The 16,090-nt window shown below is 47.1% G+C and carries 13 protein-coding genes, 1 tRNA gene and 1 pseudogene; 3 read left to right on the top strand and 12 right to left on the bottom strand.

The genetic code is table 11. The annotated features are described in order from the left end of the window. Positions 1 to 167: 167 nt before the first annotated feature. Entirely contained in the window at positions 168 to 542 is a 375-nt protein-coding gene (locus ACO0K8_RS11335; protein WP_422946763.1) for a hypothetical protein, read from the top strand. A 37-nt stretch (positions 543 to 579) separates the two neighbouring features. On the opposite strand, the gene lnt is transcribed toward ACO0K8_RS11335, so the two are convergent. The 11 genes and pseudogenes from lnt to ACO0K8_RS11280 form a co-directional block, all read right to left on the bottom strand. Continuing rightward, on the bottom strand, positions 580 to 2,118 hold the full coding sequence (gene lnt / locus ACO0K8_RS11330; RefSeq protein WP_422946762.1) for an apolipoprotein N-acyltransferase: 1,539 nt from the start codon (positions 2,116 to 2,118) through the stop codon (positions 580 to 582). A 78-nt stretch (positions 2,119 to 2,196) separates the two neighbouring features. Continuing rightward, complete coding sequence (locus ACO0K8_RS11325; RefSeq protein WP_422946761.1) at positions 2,197 to 3,078, bottom strand: HlyC/CorC family transporter; 882 nt, start codon at positions 3,076 to 3,078, stop codon at positions 2,197 to 2,199. Positions 3,079 to 3,344: 266 nt separating this feature from the next. Beyond that, a pseudogene (locus tag ACO0K8_RS11320) lies at positions 3,345 to 3,605 on the bottom strand (MerR family transcriptional regulator); the annotation flags it as partial. An 8-nt stretch (positions 3,606 to 3,613) separates the two neighbouring features. Further along, positions 3,614 to 4,027: an integration host factor subunit alpha gene (locus ACO0K8_RS11315; RefSeq protein ID WP_422946760.1), complete on the bottom strand. Its 414-nt coding sequence runs from the start codon at positions 4,025 to 4,027 to the stop codon at positions 3,614 to 3,616. Between the two features lie 82 nt (positions 4,028 to 4,109). Further along, positions 4,110 to 6,536: a phenylalanine--tRNA ligase subunit beta gene (pheT, locus tag ACO0K8_RS11310; RefSeq protein ID WP_422946759.1), complete on the bottom strand. Its 2,427-nt coding sequence runs from the start codon at positions 6,534 to 6,536 to the stop codon at positions 4,110 to 4,112. 83 nt (positions 6,537 to 6,619) lie between these two features. Beyond that, positions 6,620 to 7,636 carry a phenylalanine--tRNA ligase subunit alpha gene (gene pheS, locus ACO0K8_RS11305; protein ID WP_422946758.1) on the bottom strand — a complete coding sequence of 339 codons (1,017 nt, stop codon included), beginning with the start codon at positions 7,634 to 7,636 and terminating at the stop codon, positions 6,620 to 6,622. 150 nt (positions 7,637 to 7,786) lie between these two features. Next, on the bottom strand, positions 7,787 to 8,146 hold the full coding sequence (rplT, locus tag ACO0K8_RS11300) for a 50S ribosomal protein L20 (RefSeq protein WP_422946757.1): 360 nt from the start codon (positions 8,144 to 8,146) through the stop codon (positions 7,787 to 7,789). A 28-nt stretch (positions 8,147 to 8,174) separates the two neighbouring features. Beyond that, the gene (gene rpmI, locus ACO0K8_RS11295; protein WP_304771617.1) at positions 8,175 to 8,372 is read right to left on the bottom strand and encodes a 50S ribosomal protein L35; all 198 of its coding nucleotides are present in this window, start codon (positions 8,370 to 8,372) and stop codon (positions 8,175 to 8,177) included. Positions 8,373 to 8,548: 176 nt separating this feature from the next. Beyond that, positions 8,549 to 9,070, bottom strand: a complete 522-nt coding sequence (gene infC / locus ACO0K8_RS11290) for a translation initiation factor IF-3 (protein ID WP_422946971.1) — start codon at positions 9,068 to 9,070, stop codon at positions 8,549 to 8,551. Between the two features lie 57 nt (positions 9,071 to 9,127). Beyond that, positions 9,128 to 11,035 (bottom strand): threonine--tRNA ligase, encoded by a 1,908-nt coding sequence (thrS, locus tag ACO0K8_RS11285; RefSeq protein ID WP_422946756.1) that lies wholly within the window; start codon positions 11,033 to 11,035, stop codon positions 9,128 to 9,130. A 243-nt stretch (positions 11,036 to 11,278) separates the two neighbouring features. Next, a tRNA-Val gene (locus ACO0K8_RS11280) sits at positions 11,279 to 11,355 on the bottom strand. A 210-nt stretch (positions 11,356 to 11,565) separates the two neighbouring features. On the opposite strand from ACO0K8_RS11280, the gene ACO0K8_RS11275 reads away from it, so the two are divergent. Continuing rightward, positions 11,566 to 12,489, top strand: a complete 924-nt coding sequence (locus ACO0K8_RS11275) for a cation diffusion facilitator family transporter (RefSeq protein ID WP_422946755.1) — start codon at positions 11,566 to 11,568, stop codon at positions 12,487 to 12,489. Positions 12,490 to 12,605: 116 nt separating this feature from the next. Here ACO0K8_RS11275 and uvrB read toward each other — a convergent pair whose 3' ends face one another. Beyond that, positions 12,606 to 14,702: an excinuclease ABC subunit UvrB gene (uvrB, locus tag ACO0K8_RS11270; RefSeq protein WP_422946754.1), complete on the bottom strand. Its 2,097-nt coding sequence runs from the start codon at positions 14,700 to 14,702 to the stop codon at positions 12,606 to 12,608. A 112-nt stretch (positions 14,703 to 14,814) separates the two neighbouring features. Here uvrB and ACO0K8_RS11265 point away from each other — a divergent pair, with 112 nt between their 5' ends. Beyond that, positions 14,815 to 16,029, top strand: coding sequence for an aromatic amino acid transaminase (locus ACO0K8_RS11265; protein ID WP_422946753.1), 1,215 nt, complete (start codon positions 14,815 to 14,817; stop codon positions 16,027 to 16,029). The last annotated feature ends 61 nt before the right edge of the window (positions 16,030 to 16,090 follow it).

Raw genomic sequence — 16,090 nt, 5'->3', positions numbered from 1 at the left:
AATTGCAAAATACCACGGTAAGTATCCGCTAGAGGAAAGCATAGCCGCTCATCGGGGTCTGACCTATGTTATATTCCGGTCAAAATATTCGCGTTTAGTTTTACCCCCAATGCAGATTGGACACCGAAAAAATTTGATACAGATATCTACCATTTTTGAAAGCAGTAATGAACCACAAATTAAGCATAGACGAATACGACGCATTGGAACAAGTAAGCAAACTGCCAAGAAATGCCAGGCCGAGTGCTTGCGTTGCAAGAAATACCAAGCGACTAACTGGCATCAAACTCCTTACTCATCGTAAAGACGGTGGCTTGGAGTTAACCGATACAGGCAAACAAATTCTATTTATCAAGCAATGCATAGACGGTCTGCGTGTAATCGCCAATGACCCTAGCGTCGTAGTATCTGCGCCAGTAGCGACTTTTCTCGGAAAAAAAGGCCATATCATACTCAATCCAGATTCAGGCCTAAACGAAATCAGTGAACGTGGCCGTGAATGCCTGCTTGATATCGATGCAAATAGTACTAAGCAAAAATAAAATTTTCCTGCGCTTGTCGTCGTCAGCGACTGGCAAGTTAACTAACTAGACTCTTGTTAGTTAACTTTTTTGTACGGATGCTTGCTATAAAACCCGACAGGAATGCCAGCAATAAGGACAGTGAAGCGAGCGCAAGGATGCTGGCATTTCCATATAGAATATACGGTGTGACACCTCTCATACCCTGCACCTGAGCACTCAGTGTCCCTCTGGACTGCGATGCAATTTGCGCTATAACCTCACCTTTTGCATTGATTACCGCAGTCGCCCCAGTATTGGTCGCCTGCAGCATCGGACGGCCAGTCTCTAAGCTGCGCATCTGCGATATTTGCAAATGCTGCGGTATCGCGATACTGTCACCATACCAAGCCAGATTAGACATATTCAGCAAGATGCTCGCAACCGCATTTTTTCCATCGGATTGCATGCGTAATTGCTGCGAAATTTCTTCGCCAAACAAGCTTTCATAACAGATATTCGGCAACACATACTGATCCTTAACTTGCATGGCTTGTGGCAACTCAGCCCTGGTAGATAACTCGCCGAAAGGAATTTTCATCATGTTGATGAACCAGCGAAAACCAAAAGGAATAAATTCACCAAAGGGAACCAGATGATGTTTGTCGTAGCGAAATGCTTGTGTTTGATATTCGTGACCAAAACCGAGCGCACTATTTGAATATTGCTTTGGACCGTCGTGCGTCACTAAACCGAGTAACAAGCGACTATGACTAGCCTGAGTAAATGCATTCAAGCTAGGCAGATATTCTATAGGTAATTGTGACGAAGGCAAAGGCAGCGCCGTTTCTGGGGTCGCGATCAAATCAGCTGGCTCAGCGACAATCATATCGTGATATAAACGCAGCGATTCATTGACATGTTCCATGTCAAATTTCAGGTTTTGATCTACGTTACCTTGCAATAAACGCACACTGATAGTCTGCCCGGTTGGCTGAGTCCATGCATACTGGCGCAGACCTGCACCAATCACTAACAAGAGCACGATCAACGCAAACATTTGTTTCCAAACTTTAGGCTGCACCACAGTCACCGCCACCGAGGCCGCGATCACAGCGCTGATCCAGCCTACTCCATACACACCCAAAACAGCTGCATAACCGGCCAGCGGGCTTGCGGTATGGGCATAGCCGGAAGCCAACCAAGGGAAGCCCGTTAAGACCCACCCTCGCAACCACTCACTGATCGCCCAAATTGCTGGAAAAACCATTAATAAAGTGATGGCCGCGGAGAGTTTCCAACGTCGTTGCAAATACGTACCAAGCAACATCGCAATGGCCGCAAAAATTGCCAGATAAGAGGCCAGCAATGCCAAGCCTATTAGGGACAACCAGAGCGGCAAATCGTTATATCGAGTCATCAGGATAATAAGCCAACTGATGCCACAAAACATGGCACCAAATCCATAACTCCAGCCCAATAAAGCCACTCGCAACAAAGTATATTCTTTACTTTGTATGGCTACAAAGAAAAGCAGGGCGAGACCCAGGCATTCAAGTGGCCAGAAATGGAAAGGCGCAAACGAGAGGACGTTAAGACACCCCGCTAGTAGTGCCATAAGCATAGCGGAACGCAAGGAAAAAAATCGGGTCAAATATGGCCTTACTTGAGCAATGAAATTCACAAGACTACAGACTTAGTCTTCAGACGAATAGGCGGGGCTGCGTTTCTCAACTAACAACATTTGCACCTGTCTGGCATCTGCGCGCAAAACTTCAAAATGAAGTTGACCGATGTCGAACGCATCGCCCTTATGCGGCACATGTTGCAGAAAATTAGTGACTAACCCACCGATGGTATCGACATCTTCATCTGACAAATCAGTTCCCAACACCAGATTAAATTGCTCAATATCAGTCAAACCTTTGATACGCCAACGTTTGCCGTTACCATTATTGTCCAGGGCAAGAATGTTATCTTCTTCCTCATCGAAATCGTATTCATCTTCGATATCTCCGACAATCTGCTCTAGCACATCTTCTATCGTAATCAGCCCGGCTACGCCCCCATACTCATCAACCACCATCGCCATATGATTGCGATTAGCGCGAAAATCGCGCAGCAAAATATTCAGCCGTTTAGACTCAGGAATGTAGATAACTGTACGCAGCATGTCACGGACATCAAAACTGTCCTCCGCATAGTAGCGTAGCAAATCTTTCGCCAATAAAATACCCACCACCTTATCTCTATCACCGTCCACCGCAGGAAAACGCGAATGTGCGGTACTCAATACTTCCGGCATCCATTCTGAAATAGGCTTGGAAATATCGATCACATCCATTTGCGAACGTGGAATCATGATGTCACGGGCGGATAAATCAGATACCTGAAACACGCCTTCTATCATCGCCAAAGCATCGGCGTCGATCAGATTACGTTCTTGCGCATCATGCAAAACTTCCAGCAATTCTGCGCGGTTCTCAGGTTCGGGAGAAATAAAGGCGGTCAGTCGTTCAAACAATGACCTGTGTGGTTTAAGGTCAGATGTGCTGACCTTAGGAGAGTGCTCTTGCATAATAGGCGTAACGCCGTTGTTTCAATCCTATAGGATACAACAAATAAGCTTTTATTATTTGAAATTTACTACTTTTAAAGCACTCGCTAGAACATCCAGTCTAGAAAATGCTGCAGCGTACACTTACTTAATTTGAATAATTTAAGAAATTGTATTGGTTATGGTTTCAATAAAGACAGGATAGACAGCAGCTCATCTTTAATCTGAAATAAACTCACGTGTTCTTTAACACTTTCGCTCGCCAGCACATTGCTATTGGGCGTGCCTAATTTATTTCTGGCACCATTGATGGTAAAACCTTGCGCATACAATAGTTCGCGGATACGCCGTATCAACAACACTTCATGATGTTGATAATAACGGCGATTACCGCGCCGTTTTACTGGCTTTAATTGAGTGAATTCCTGCTCCCAATAACGCAGAACATGAGGTTTGACGCCACACAAATCACTCACTTCCCCAATTGTGAAGTAGCGTTTTGCAGGTATCGGTGGCAAGGCGACTGAGTCTATGTTTAGTTCGCTCATACGAAAGATCAGACTGATTGTGCAACAGGACGACTACTGACATCATCAACCATACCTTTTAACTTTTGGCTGGCATGAAAAGTCACCACTCGACGTGCAGTGATGGCAATTTCTTCGCCGGTTTTAGGATTACGGCCCGGACGTTGTGTTTTATCGCGCAATTGAAAATTTCCAAAACCTGATAATTTTACAGCCTCACCACGCTCTAAGGCATCCCGTATTTCACCAAAAAACGTCTCCACCATATCTTTGGCCTCACGCTTATTCAAACCAACTTGCTCAAAAAGGAGTTCGGCCAACTCTGCCTTAGTCAAAGTCGGTAATTCTTTTTCGGCTTGTGAACGCACTTTGGCTTCACGCATCGCTCGATTTAAGTCTGCATCCAGAACCGATTGAAGTTCAGCGGAAGTCACATCATTCATTGTTTTTATTCCTACTTGCTAATAATTAAGACAATGATCTACAGATGTGGATGCAGATCATTGCTGGCTGAATTGAGATGGTTTAACGCAGTCTGGCAGCGATTTTATTTTTTGCGGCAAGAATCAAGGCTGCCATAGCGGCATCAATTTTATCATCCTGAAGCGTACTCTGAGTATCTTGCAAGCTAAAGCGGAAAGCAAGACTTTTCTCATCAGACTCTAAGCCTTTTCCACGATATTCATCAAATAAAACAATGGCTTGCACAATTTTACATGCGTCGTTGTCCTTTGTTTCCACAGCAAATATGTCCTGCAAATCTCGCACCGAAACGGACTGTTTTACCACTAAGGCAAGATCACGGCTGACCGCTTGAAATTTAGACGTTTCTTGATAAATCGGAACGTTTAGTGTTTGCAAAGCAGCGACGTCAACTTCAAATACGACTGGTGCCAAAGGCAAGTCGTATTTTTGCTGCAACCGCGGATGCAACTCACCTATCATGCCAACAATTTGCCCATCGCATTCTATTTGAGCCGAGCGACCTGGATGTAAAGCGACGTGTTCTTTTTTTACAAATCGTAAAGTCTTAGGGGAGAATAAGGCCTCCAGATCAGCTTTAACATCGAAGAAATCAACATTTCTGCTTGCCTGCCCCCATTGCTCTTCAGCATATGGTCCGTACGCCAAGGAAGCTAATCGTTTGGGCTGATCGTAGCCAGCAATCGTCAGGGGACCATCTGGAACATTTCCACTTTTCAAATAAACTGCAGCAATTTCAAAAATCCTTACGCGCCCGATTTTGCGATTTAAATTATATCTAGCATTAGCAACCAAGCTAGCAATCAAACTAGTGCGCATGACGCTCATCTGACTAGAAATAGGATTCTGTAACTTAATTGGCGCCTCATTATCGCAAAAATCTTTTTCCCATGCCTCTTCTACAAAACTGTAATTAACAACCTCTTGATAATCAAGATCGGCAATTTGTCTGCGTAGGGTGAACAAGGAGCGACGATTTTCCGGTTCGATCAACATCGCATTCGCAGCCACTGGTGGTAAGGATGGAATATTTTCAAAACCATAAACGCGCACCACTTCCTCGATCAAATCTTCTTCGATTTCGATATCAAAGCGATATGATGGTGGTGTTACTGAGAACAGGCCAGGTTCTTGGGTAAATGGCAGTCCCAAACGAGTAAAAATATCTGCGATTTGCGTGTCGCTCAGCGCCACACCGATGACTTTTACTGCGCGCGCCGTTCTCATTTTCACTGCCGGACGTAGTGGCAAATTAACGATGTGATCATCAATAGGTCCCACTTTTACATGCGCAGCACCGCCACAAATTTCTACAATAAGACTGGTAATACGTTCCAAATGCTCAACCGTGGTTGCGAAATCAACTCCTCGTTCGAAGCGATGCGCAGCATCCGTTGAGAAATTAAATCGACGAGCACGTCCCTGTATGGCCTGCGGCCACCAAAAGGCCGCTTCAAGGTAAATGTTTTGAGTATCAAGGCTAACCGAGGTAGAGTCACCGCCCATAATGCCAGCCAGCGATTCAATTTCCTGGTCATCCGAAATCACGCCTATCCATTCATCTACGGCAACCGTGCTCCCGTTCAGCAGCTTCAAAGATTCACCACTCTTACCCCAACGCACTTCAAGACCACCGTGTATCTTGTCCAGATCAAATACATGGCTAGGGCGCCCCATTTCCAACATCACATAATTAGAAATATCGACCAGGGCAGAGATCGGACGCTGACCACTACGTTCCAGGCGTTGCTTCATCCAATCCGGCGTCGGGGCTTTCGCGTTAACGCCGCGAATAATGCGTCCGCTAAAGCGCCCACATAAGTCAGGTGCCGAAATTTTTACAGGTAATTTGTCTTGCAAGCTAAGCGCGACAATATGCGTCTCAGGTAAAGTGAGCGGAGTTCCTGTCAGCGCCGACACTTCACGCGCGACACCCAAAACCGACAGGCAATCCGCCTTATTAGGAGTCAGTTTAATGGTGAACTTGAGATCATTTAATTGATAATAATCCCGAAAGTTTTGCCCGACTTGCGCATCTTCAGGAAGCTCCAACAAACCTGCAATCTCTTCAGTTAGTTTCAACTCGCGTGCAGAACACAACATCCCTTGCGACTCGATGCCACGCAGTTTTCCAACCTTAATCTCAAATGGTTTGCCGTCTGCACCCGGAGGCAAAATAGCCCCCGCCATGGCACATGGAACCTTCATGCCAACTCTGACATTCGGCGCGCCGCAAACGATGTTCAACAAAGTACCAGTACCGACATCAACTTGACAAACGTTGAGTCTATCGGCATCGGGATGTTTAACTATTTCACGGATTTCCGCGACTACTACGTTGTTAAAAGGAGGGGCGACTTCTTCGACCTCCTCCACTTCCAATCCAGACATGGTGAGCAAATGTGCCAACTCATCCGAAGTCATCTTCGGATCAACCATGGTGCGTAACCAGTTTTCAGAAAATTGCATAATTCAGCCGTGAGTATGTACCTGAGGTACGAAGTAATCGTTGGACGAAGAAGTTTTTGCTTCTCCGAATTTATTTAAACGTTTTAGTTGAATTGCTTAAGGAAACGCAAATCACCTTCGTAGAAAAGACGTAAATCGCTGATCCCGTAACGTAACATGGCAAGGCGCTCTAAACCTGAGCCAAACGCAAAACCTATATATTTCTCAGGATCTAAACCCATATTTCTAATCACAGAAGGATGTACCTGGCCAGAACCGGAAACCTCCAACCAACGGCCCTTCAACGGACCACTACCAAAAGCGATGTCGATCTCGGCCGATGGTTCAGTGAAAGGAAAATAGGACGGGCGAAAACGCACTTGCAAATCATCGGTCTCAAAAAACGCTTTGACGAAATTAAGGTAAACACCCTTCAAGTCAGCGAAACTAATATTTTCATCTATCCACAATCCCTCAACCTGATGGAACATCGGGGAGTGCGTGGCATCGCTATCAACGCGATAAGTGCGACCTGGTGCGATGACCTTAATCGGCGGTTGATGCATGCGGGCATAACGAACTTGCATAGGACTAGTATGGGTACGCAACAGCAATGGCTTACCTGAACTGTCATTACCCTCGATATAGAAGGTATCTTGCATAGAACGTGCGGGATGATTTTCCGGGCTATTCAAAGCGGTGAAATTGGTCCAGTCATTTTCGATTTCAGGGCCGTCCGCCACTGCAAAACCAATCGAGCGAAAAATCTCTTCAACCCGCTGCCAGGTACGCATGACAGGATGAATTCCACCCATGCCACGCCCACGACCAGGTAGACTGACATCGATCGCTTCAGCATTGAGTCGCGTCTGCATTTGGGCATTGGCCAAAGCATCGCGGCACTCAGTGAGCGCATTTTCGATTTGCTCTTTCACGACATTAATAATCGCTCCCTGCGCTTTACGCTCTTCTGGAGCCAGCTTACCCAAGAGCTTCATTTGCTCGGTAATTTGTCCAGTTTTACCAAGGTAAAGTGCCTTGGCATTTTCTAAAGCAGCAGCGTCTTGGGCGGCAGAAAAGTCTGCGCGCGCTTGAGTTACGAGATGATCTAAGGGATTCATGCGATTTTTCCCAACTAAGGGTAACAAATAGGGCAACTGATTGCGGGAGTCTGAATATGAAATACTGAAAACAAAACGGGGCACAGGATTCAACCTCTGCCCCGCTTATCTTACAGACTCGCGTATGGCGAATCTGCATCTAACACATGCTTAAGCAGCCAGTGTCGCTTTGACTTGATTAACAATCGCAGTAAATGCTGGTTTGTCCATCACAGCCATATCAGCCAAGACCTTACGATCAAGTTCGATGGAAGCTTTTTTCAGACCATTCATGAATACGCTGTATGTCATACCATGCTGACGTGACGCCGCATTGATACGGGTAATCCACAATGCGCGGAATACACGTTTTTTGTTACGACGATCACGGTATGCATATTGACCAGCGCGCATAACTGCTTGCTTGGCAATACGATATACCTTGCTACGACGACCACGGTAGCCTTTGGCTAAATCGAGGACTTTCTTATGACGGGCACGAGCTGTAACCCCACGTTTTACTCTAGGCATAGTAACTCCTTAATAGATGAGTATGAGGTTAAGCGTTTGGCATCATGCGCATGACTGATACTGTGTCATGAGCATTAACGTTCGTGATACCGCGCAATTGGCGTTTATTTTTAGTGGTCTTTTTTGTCAAAATGTGACGCTTGAAAGCATGACCACATTTGATCGTTCCACCTGGACGTACACGAAAGCGCTTCTTAGCAGAGCTCTTTGTTTTCATTTTTGGCATAGCACATCTGTCTTAACGACAGCTCCAATTTTATATGATGGTAGGTGGCAACAATGACGATGCACTTGGATGCCTACTTCTCACTTAGTGAGGGTGTGAAATCTAGTTCATCACCCATTGAGGAAATCTTGCTTTTTAATGACAAGACTCCTTCAAATTCTGAAATTACTTCCGAATTATTTTTTCTTCTTAGGAGAAAGGATCATCACCATCTGACGACCTTCCATCTTAGGAAATTGCTCTACCTGACCGTAAGGCTCAAGATCGAGTTTCAAACGCTCCAGCATGCGCATCCCGATATCTTGATGCGCCATTTCACGTCCGCGAAAACGTAAAGTAATCTTAGTTTTGTCACCGTCATCCAAGAATTTGGTCAGATTACGCAATTTAATGTTGTAATCGCCATCATCGGTGCCAGGTCGGAACTTTACTTCCTTCACCAAAATAACTTTTTGTTTCAGCTTGGCTTCGTGCGCCTTTTTTTGCTCTTGGTATTTAAACTTGCCGTAATCCATCAAACGACAAACGGGTGGCTGCGCAGTAGGCGCAATCTCCACCAAATCGACATTCGATTCTTCTGATAGACGAAGAGCCTCACTCAGTTTGACGATACCCAAAGGTTCGTTCTCAACGCCAGATAAGCGCACTTCTAGCGCTGTAATTTCACCGTTGATGCGATGTGACTTGTCGGTAGCTATTGCAGTTTCCTTCGAAAAATAAATAAATTGGCTGTGCTATTTCGCTGACTTATCTGATTAGACCTTGTTTGCCACGTCACTATTTAGACGTTCCAACAAGGCTTCATGGGACATTACACCCAAATCGAGATTACCACGCGTACGCACAGCCACTGTGTTTGCATCTCTTTCTTTATCGCCAATAACGATGATATAAGGAAGTTTTTGTATTGAATGCTCGCGTATTTTATAGGTTATTTTCTCATTACGCAAATCTGTGTGCACTCTAAACCCTTGTTTTCTCAGGTTTTCCGCAACAAGTGCTGTGTATTCAGCCTGAGATTCAGAGATATTCAAGACTGCAATTTGCACCGGAGCAAGCCATAAAGGCAAGGCGCCAGCATAATTTTCTATCAAAATACCTATGAAACGCTCCATGGAGCCGACGATAGCTCTATGCAACATCATCGGTATCTTACGAGTATTGTCTTCCGCTACATACTCGGCACCAAGACGCACTGGCATAGACGGATCTATTTGCACCGTTCCAACCTGCCAAGAGCGCCCCAGACTATCTTTCAAATGATATTCAATTTTTGGGCCATAAAATGCCCCCTCGCCAGGCAACTCCTCCCAACTTAAACCGCAGGCTCGTAAGGCTGAACGCAACGCCTCCTCCGCCCTATCCCAAGCCTGTTCTGTGCCAATACGATTATCAGGACGAGTCGCGATCTTAATATCGATATTTGTGAAACCAAAATCAGCATACACCTTCATCGCCTGTGGATGAAAGGCCATGACCTCATCGGCAATTTGCTCTTCGGTACAAAAAATATGTCCATCATCCTGAGTAAAGCCACGTACCCGCATAATGCCGTGCAATGCACCTGAAGTTTCATTGCGATGACACTGACCAAATTCACCAAAGCGCAAAGGCAATTCGCGATAGCTGCGCAAGCCCGTATTGAAAATTTGTATATGGCCAGGGCAATTCATGGGCTTCAAAGCATAGCTGCGACTTTCCGACTCAGTCGAAAACATGCTTTCGCGATAGTTCTCCCAATGCCCGGTACGCTCCCACAAAGAACGATCTAGAATTTGCGGCGTTTTCACCTCTTGATATCCGCAGTCGCGATAGACCTGACGCATGTATTGCTCAACTTGCTGCCAGATAGTCCATCCCTTGGCGTGCCAAAATACCAGACCAGGTGCTTCCTCCTGCATATGAAACAAGTCCAAGGCCTTACCTAATTTACGGTGATCGCGCTTCTCCGCCTCTTCCAACATGTGCAGGTAATTCTCTTGCTCTTCTTTTTTTGCAAAAGCAGTGCCGTAAATACGCTGCAGCATTTCATTCTTGGAGTCACCGCGCCAGTAGGCACCAGCCAACTTCATTAACTTGAAGACTTTTAGCTTACCGGTGGATGGGACATGCGGGCCGCGACACAAGTCTGTGAATGATCCCTCAGTATATAAAGAGACATCCTGATCCGCCGGAATTGATTCAATAATCTCTGCCTTATACGCCTCACCTATCGATTTAAAATAGGCAACCGCCTCGTCGCGCGGCAAGACCTTGCGCGTCACTTGCTCATCTTTTTTCGCCAACTCGGTCATTTTCTTTTCGATGACGACCAAATCTTCAGGGGTAAACGGGCGTTTATACGAGAAATCATAGAAAAATCCATTTTCTATCACCGGACCTATCGTCACCTGCGCCTCTGGAAATAATTCTTTCACCGCATGCGCCAACAAATGCGCAGTAGAGTGACGTATCACCTCCAGGCCATCCGCATCCTTATCGGTAACAATTGCCAGATCAGCATCAGCCGCAATCAGATAGGAGGTATCAACCAATTTACCGTCGACTTTTCCTGCTAAAGCGGCTTTCGCCAAACCGGCGCCGATACTTGCGGCAACCTGAGCAACCGTCACAGGCTCATCAAACTGACGTTGAGAACCATCGGGCAATCGAACTGAAATCATCTTAATCTCCATGCCGGCAAGGATTGCCGAATAATGTAATGGTGTATCGGTGAGTGATTAAATCTAAACAAATACGAAAAACGCGGACGAAAAAAAACGCGGGCTAGCCGCGTTTTTCACAATACCTACAAACGAAAAAACACCTCGACTAGAGTCGCTCACAAAGGAATGTGATCGTAGTTCGCGGTGTCATAACCATGATGCCTTTCTCGCTCTTATATAACTAAGGTACTGCTTAAATTCTGGTGGGCGGTGCAGAATTCGAATCTGCGACCCCTTGGATGTCGACCAAGTATTCTAACCAGCTGAACTAACCGCCCGAAGAGCCGACACTATAGCAAACCAACGCCATATAGTAAAGGCGTTTTTGTATTTTTGTTTTCACCTGAGCTGTCACCCACCAACAACAACTCGCTCACCCCCCCCCACAACAAGCAGCAAAAAACAAGGATATTTCACGAACATAGTGACTATCCTTTACACTCACGCCCATCGCAATTGCAATAACCTCCAATTAGACTGACCGTCAAATGCCATCAAAAATCGAATCCGAACATAATACTCGCCTACACGCCCACGGCCACGGCGACGCAGTACACCAGCATTATTTCGAGAACCGCAGTCAAAGCATACTAGCCTGGGCGCTTGCACTCACTCTGAGCTTTGCCTTAGTGGAAGTTGTCTTTGGATTTTTATCAAATTCACTTGCCCTGATATCCGATGCCGGCCACATGGTGACCGATGCGGCAGCGCTTGGCCTGGCGTTACTAGCGCAGATGATCGCAAAACGGCCGCCGACGGCCAAGAACTCTTTTGGCTTCGGGCGCGCGGAAGCACTAGCCGCATTCGTTAATGGTTTAATTATGCTGGCCGTGGTTGGCTGGATTTCGTATGAAGCCGTGCAGCGCTTAGCGCATCCACCGGCCGTACAGGGCGGCACAGTCATGCTAGTCGCCAGCATCGGCCTGGCGATCAATGTCGTGGCGGCCTGGGTACTTTCACACGACAAGGAGAGCCTCAACACTAAGGCAGCGCTGATCCACGTGATGGGTGACTTACTCGGTTCGCTAGCCGCTATTATTTCCGGCGCGGTTATTTACAACACAGGCTGGATGCAAGTCGACCCTATCCTATCGATCTTTGTCTCTCTATTGATTTTAAAGTCCACCTTTGGTGTACTTGCAGATTCGTATCATTTCTTGATGGAAGGTGTTCCGCATCACATCGATTATGTAAAAATTGGCGATGACCTGGAAGCCATCGCAGGCGTCCTTTCCGTACACGATTTACATATCTGGGAAATGTCGCCAGGCCATCCGGCGTTAATAGGCCATCTGGAAATCGCCGACATCAGCGCATGGCCACGCATTATGGAAAGCGTGAAAACTATGCTACTCGAGATCCATAATATTGATCACATCACACTACAACCAGAAGTCGGCGGCGAAAATTAACTCGGCGCAAAAAAAGAACTTCTAAAAACACATACGCAGTATCCATGCGCCTTTCCGAGCCATTTCGAGCCAGAAGGCGCATGGGTATTGCGTGCTTTAATAAATATGCTTCGCCCTTAAAGCTTGGCACTCAGTGCCGCCAGATTATCCTTACCATCAGCACCAAATAGCTGCTGTTTCAGATGTGCAAGTTGATCTCTGACCATACCTGCCTTTTCGAACTCCAGATTCTTGGCGTGATCCATCATCAGTTTTTCCAATTTCTTAATTTCGCGACTGATTTGTTTCTCGCTCATCATTTCGTATTTAGCTTGCTCCTGCGCTACGGCCAACTCTTCGCGCGCCTCTTGCGGATTGTAGACGCCGTCAATAATGTCCTTGATCTTTTTCTTGATACCGGTAGGCGTGATATTGTTTTCCAGATTAAACGCGATCTGTTTATTCCGCCTTCGCTCAGTTTCGTCGATGGCGCGTCGCATGGAATCGGTAATCCGGTCGGCATATAAAATCGCAGTTCCATTGAGATTACGAGCAGCCCGGCCTATGGTTTGAATCAAGCTGCGCTCGGAGCGTAAAAAGCCCTCTTTATCGGCATCAAGTATAGCGACTAACGAGACCTCGGGAATATCCAAACCCTCACGCAATAGATTAATCCCGACCAGCACGTCGAAGGTGCCAAGGCGTAAATCGCGCAAAATTTCTACCCGCTCCACGGTATCAATATCACTATGCAGATAGCGTACTTTAATACCGTTATCACTTAAAAATTCTGTGAGCTGCTCAGACATGCGTTTGGTCAAGGTAGTCACCAAGACCCGCTCATGCAACTTCACTCTAGCGGTGATTTCCTGCATCAGATCATCCACCTGCGTCAACGCTGGCCGCACCTCGATACGCGGATCCACCAGGCCGGTCGGCCTTACGACCTGCTCGACTACCTGATCGGCGTGAGTTCGTTCATATTCAGCCGGAGTGGCCGAGACAAACACGGTCTGACGCATCTTACTCTCGAACTCTTCAAACTTAAGCGGACGGTTATCCAACGCCGATGGCAGGCGAAAGCCGTAATCGACCAGATTGGTTTTGCGCGAGCGGTCGCCGTTGTACATGGCATTAAGCTGCCCGGTCAAGACATGCGACTCATCGAGAAACATCAAGGCGTCGGCCGGCAAATAATCGACCAGAGTCGGTGGCGGCTCGCCCGGCAAAGCACCACTCAAATGACGCGAGTAGTTTTCAATGCCCTTGGTGAAACCAATCTCCGCCATCATCTCCAGATCGAAACGGGTGCGCTGCTCTATGCGCTGCTCTTCAATTAATTTGTTTTCGCGTCGAAAAAACTCCAGACGCTCACGCAACTCTATCTTGATAGTTTCCACCGCACGCAACACGGTCTCACGCGGTGTCACATAATGCGAGCTTGGATAAACCGTAAAGCGGGGGATTTTTTGCTTGACCCGCCCGGTGAGTGGATCAAACAATTGCAAGTTCTCGATCTCATCGTCAAACATCTCCACTCGTAGCGCCAGTTCAGCATGTTCAGCTGGGAAAATATCGATGGTATCTCCGCGCACACGGAAAGTACCGCGGCTAAAATCAATTTCATTGCGCGTGTATTGCATCTGTATCAAACGCGCAATCAAATCGCGCTGACTCACCTTATCCTTGGCGCGCAAGGTAAGGATCATCTTGTGATACTCCTTGGGATTACCAATACCGTAAATCGCCGACACCGTTGCCACGATGATCACATCACGTCGTTCCATCAGCGATTTGGTGCACGACAGGCGCATCTGCTCTATGTGCTCATTGATCGCCGAGTCTTTCTCTATGAACAAATCGCGCTGCGGCACATAGGCCTCTGGCTGGTAGTAATCGTAGTAACTGACAAAATACTCAACCGCATTACGCGGGAAAAATTCGCGGAATTCACTATATAACTGCGCTGCCAAAGTCTTATTTGGCGCGAAAATGATTGCTGGTCGACCAGTACGGGCGATTACATTGGCCATCGTATACGTCTTACCCGAGCCGGTCACACCCAGCAAAGTCTGAAAGAATAAGCCATCATTAATTCCCTCAACCAGTTGCGCAATCGCCGCAGGCTGATCACCCGCCGGAGGAAATAATTGACACAATTGATAGGGCGAATCTGGAAACGTCACGAATTTTGGTTCATCCACCGCACCCGATATCTGTGTTAAATCAGCCATTTACCAATTACCTTTGTTAAAATAGTCCGTTGAAAAGAGATTTTAGTTCCCCCCTTCCAACCTCAGTCTGCCTTTGCCAGTCAATTAACAGACAATTTTTCATATTATCACGATGACCGCTCCCGCTACCTCCCCCCTGTTTTCCGCCATCACCATGGCACCTCGCGACCCTATCCTTGGCATTACGGAAGGTTTCAACGCCGACCAGAATCCTGCCAAGGTTAACCTGGGCGTTGGCGTTTATTATGACGACAATGGCAAAGTACCTTTACTGGAATGCGTCAAAAAGGCCGAAGCCATTCTGATGGGAAAATTTGCTCCGCGTACTTACTTGCCTATCGAAGGCCTGGCTGCCTACGACAAAGCGGTACAAGAACTAGTATTTGGTGCCGATAGCGCCGTAGTACAAGAGAAGCGTGCAATTACTGCGCAAGCCATCGGTGGTACTGGCGCATTAAAACTGGGCGCGGACTTTTTGAAACGCTTCGCACCGGATGCACAAGTGTGGATCAGCGACCCGAGCTGGGAAAATCACCGCGCCCTGTTTGAATCGGCCGGTTTCACGGTCAATAACTACCCTTATTACGATGCAGCGACACGCGGCGTCAACTTTAGCGGTATGCTCAATGCCTTAAGCACTATGCCAGCCGGCTCCATTGTCTTGCTGCACGCCTGCTGCCATAATCCAACAGGTGCCGACTTGACTGACGATCAATGGACGCAAGTCATAGCAGTCGTGACGACGCGTGGCCTGGTTCCCTTCCTCGATATGGCTTATCAAGGTTTTGGCGACGGCATAGAAGCCGACGGCAAAGTAGTCCGTCGTTTTGCTGAAGCGGGAGGCGCGCTATTCGTTTCCAACTCTTTCTCAAAATCCTTCTCCTTGTATGGCGAACGCGTTGGCGCACTTAGCATCGCCGCCTCCAGCGCAGAAGAAGCGGCACGCATCATGTCGCAACTCAAACGCGTGATCCGCACCAATTACTCGAATCCACCTATTCATGGCGGCCAGGTAGTTGCTACCGTACTGTCTACGCCAGAACTGCGTCAATTGTGGGAAGAAGAATTGGCTGGCATGCGCATACGCATACGCGAAATGCGCGCGGCCTTCGTCAGCAAACTCAAAGAGAAAGCGCCTGCGCATAGCTTTGATTTCGTGACCCAGCAACGCGGTATGTTCTCTTACTCCGGCCTCACAAAAGAACAAGTTGAAAAGCTGCGCGACAACAACTCTATTTATGCCGTTGATACCGGCCGCATCTGTGTCGCTGCTCTGAACAAGCGCAATATCGATGTCGTGATTGACGCGCTTACAGCGGTTCTGTAAGCGGGCAAAACCAAAAAGCTTTTGACAAGACGGGCAAAGACGCATATAATCTTTGTCTCTG

It is taken from the genome of Undibacterium sp. Ren11W, assembly GCF_049340485.1.
Lineage (GTDB): Bacteria > Pseudomonadota > Gammaproteobacteria > Burkholderiales > Burkholderiaceae_D > Undibacterium.
This window is presented reverse-complemented; position numbering and strand designations above follow the sequence as displayed.